The 3077-nt window shown below is 36.2% G+C and carries 3 protein-coding genes and 2 pseudogenes; 1 reads left to right on the plus strand and 4 read right to left on the minus strand.

The annotated features are described in order from the left end of the window. A pseudogene (locus tag AC19MV_RS22850) lies at nt 1-477 on the minus strand (ISAs1 family transposase); the annotation flags it as partial. 141 nt (nt 478-618) lie between these two features. After that, a complete protein-coding gene (locus tag AC19MV_RS22855) occupies nt 619-954 on the minus strand; it encodes an immunity protein YezG family protein (RefSeq protein ID WP_498310024.1) in 336 nt (111 codons plus the stop codon). A gap of 251 nt (nt 955-1205) precedes the next feature. Between AC19MV_RS22855 and tnpA the strand changes: the two are divergent. Beyond that, nucleotides 1206-1496, plus strand: a pseudogene (gene tnpA, locus AC19MV_RS22860) (IS66 family insertion sequence element accessory protein TnpA); the annotation flags it as partial. Nucleotides 1497-1656: 160 nt separating this feature from the next. On the opposite strand, the gene AC19MV_RS22865 reads toward tnpA, so the two are convergent. Both AC19MV_RS22865 and AC19MV_RS22870 read right to left on the minus strand, forming a co-directional pair. After that, on the minus strand, nt 1657-2154 hold the full coding sequence (locus tag AC19MV_RS22865; protein WP_432400320.1) for a hypothetical protein: 498 nt from the start codon (nt 2152-2154) through the stop codon (nt 1657-1659). Between the two features lie 39 nt (nt 2155-2193). Further along, a complete protein-coding gene (locus AC19MV_RS22870) occupies nt 2194-2946 on the minus strand; it encodes an Imm49 family immunity protein (protein ID WP_498310025.1) in 753 nt (250 codons plus the stop codon). Nucleotides 2947-3077: the final 131 nt, after the last annotated feature.

Raw genomic sequence — 3077 nt, forward strand, 5'->3', positions numbered from 1 at the left:
TCAAATCAAGACACGTCAGTAATTCTTGAACGAGTTTGAGTTCACTCTTTTTGCTTGCACCTGATTTAGCGCTGAAGACTAAACCAGAGCCGGTATCATATGCAGTGACCATATGTAATGCAGCGCTGGAGGCTGATGCTTTAGCACCTTTAAGCACTTTCCCATCAATAGCAATAGAAGAAAGCCCTGTGCTAAGCCGATGCTCGTTAACCCAACTCAACAAGGCATCTAGCAAGGATTGCTTTGACACTCCTCTGAAGATGCGACCAATGCTCTGCTGGCTGGGAATACCATTAGCGAAGGGGCGATATTTACGCAGCCACATGAGTTTTAATGTCCCGAACTCGTGTGGCAATCGGCCCAACTTTGCGCACCTGATATCACTGCGCTTAGGACGAGGAAGCAGATATCAATGACATCATGTTATTGATTTATATAGGAACGGCAATCAGTAATCTTATCGAGATGTTTAAGCATATTAAGTATAAAGACAAAGAAAAAGAGCGCTATTTGATCACACTGGCGAGATCAATCAAGCTATTTTTTATCTCCTTGTTGTTAAAAAGGATGTATGAAAAGCGATCGAGTATGATCAGTCCATGCAAAAACTCAGGGTAATCATTCATTGTTTAATCTTTCGATTTCATCATCAAGCTCTTGATCCCATTCAAAATCAATGTTAAAAATTCCTGTTGGTTCGAGTGTAAAAACGGCACGATTCCACTTGTTTTCAGAGTTTTCTGTTGTGATGACATGCATTTCTTTGAAAAGCTTGAATAAATTATAACCTCCATTTAGATCAAATGTTTTATCTTCACTATTAATATATGTAACATCAAATTCAGCTGCATCTATAAAAAATTCAGATTCTATTTTACATTCTTTCCAACCTTCACTTAATTGACTAGTTAAATGCTCTGCTATACCCATATATATGTCTTCAATAGTTTTCATTAACTCTAACCCCCTGCTTGATTTAATAAGGTAACCGATTTCTTTTTACCGTCTATAAAATATGTAACATCAAATGCTTCTGCTCGTTTAGATGAACCATCATAAATGTGATCTGCAATATGGATTAGGAATTTGGAAAAAACAATTTATTTCTAGTCCAATATTATCTAATTATCGGCTTACCCCCTGTGTCAGGATAGTTGTCGCCTCAATTAATTTACAAATAAACAGGGCGCGGTAAGTTAAAACAAGTGAATTATCAAAGGCATTCAGTTCAATTTAAAGAAGCGATATTAAACAAGCTTAGTCAAAGTGATTTGTCGGTTCGTCAGTTTGCAGAGCAAGAATGCATTAAGCTTTCAACCCTGTATAGTTGGCAAAAGCAATTTAATACCTCAGGGTTAAACGTGTCAAAAGTCAATTCCTCAGATAAGTTGTCAAGTGAGGAAAAGTTTTCAGTGGTATTGGAAACTGCCTCTTTATCGGCAGTTGAGTTAAGTGAATATTGCCGAGCTAAAGGGTTATACCCTGAGCAAGTTAACGAATGCTTTATCTTGCTATTACTTTTAATGCTTTTCGCTAAATGACTACATACCTTTTGTGCTGTAATAAATTTATTTATCTCTTCTTTTGTAGGCATTATTACTCCGTGTTCATCTATACAATAAATGAATGCAGCTTTGAGAAATGAAATTGTATGTTTTACTCTTCGATCAATACTACGATTGATTTATTTTGCTCTGCGGCATCCCTAAACGTAACAAAGTAGCGATCGCGCACTATTTCATAAGCTTGCGGGTCAAGCTCACCAGCCTTAGCCTCAATCTCATCAATTAATTTTAGATTTTCACGACTGTCTATATCTGCTTCGTAATTTTCCTGCATTAAAGGAAATAGATCTTGGACCATTTGACTTGAAAAAAAGCCAAATGCTCCACTTATATCAGCTTCAGGGCCTATTAACTGATGAGGATAATAATTAAATGTGCATACAGGCAATAAACCTTGGCCACCAACAATAGCATCGAGCAATTCAAGCGCTGGAATAAAGCCGCGCATATTGAGCTCTATAGACTGCCACCTCATAGCTTCCTCTTGAGTCGTATCGAGTAATTCTTGATACTTTTGCTCATCACTAGCATCCAGTGTTGTGGGATAAACATCTTCATCAACAATAAATAAATGGATTAGATTACTCATAAATGTCTCTCTATTATTAGGTGTTTAGTGTTCAAAAATTTAATCGTTAATTAAATATAAAGGTAAATAAAGTGAATCAGTTTTACACTGCCAGCCATGCATATCTTTACCCAATTTAGCCATGCTAAGTGCATTTAATGACATCACTGCTCTACCATCTTCTTTATAGTCACCGTATTTACACTCATCAGCGTGCCACGCAATAACTTTGTCTATGCTCGATTGCCATAATTCACTATCTCCTATACTAAGGCCTTTAATGGCTTCAATTAGTGGGACAATATACTGCTGAACATCTTTATCTTTGGTTGATTTCGCCTCAGTGAGCGCATTTTCGATTTCGTTTGTCGACAGTGCTTTGCCTGTACCAATTTTGATGAGTAAATGATCATATAAAAAAATAGCTTTCTTCGTCACGCTGCGGGTTGTAAAGTCATCTGCATGCTCACGTAATTGGCTTATTATTGATTCATCACCAAACAACAAGGCAACATTTAATTCCTCTTGGATTGTCCACTCATTGTTGTGACCTTTTAGTTCCGAGTCAAAGCCTGTTAAGTAAGCAAATGGCGCAGCTTTTTTTAAGTAAATCTTTGCCTCGGTGTAGTTTTCTAAAACGTAATGCGCATAGGCTAAATCTTGATATTTATAAGAAAGGATCCATGCTGCTTTTACTTTTATTTCAGAATCTACTGCTGAATCATTTATATGTTTAAGTCTAATATCTATTGTAATAGGTGCATCTTCAAAAAGTTCTTCAAATTCGAAATCATAATCATTTAGTTTTAGCATTTTGTTTCCTATGGAAGAGGTTGAAGCTTACAACGATAAAACATGCCGCCCATTTTAATGACATTGATGTGCAATATGGATTAGGAGTTTGCAAAAAACTATTTATTTCTAGTCCAATATTATCTAATTAT

The organism is Shewanella sp. MF05913, from assembly GCF_059758095.1.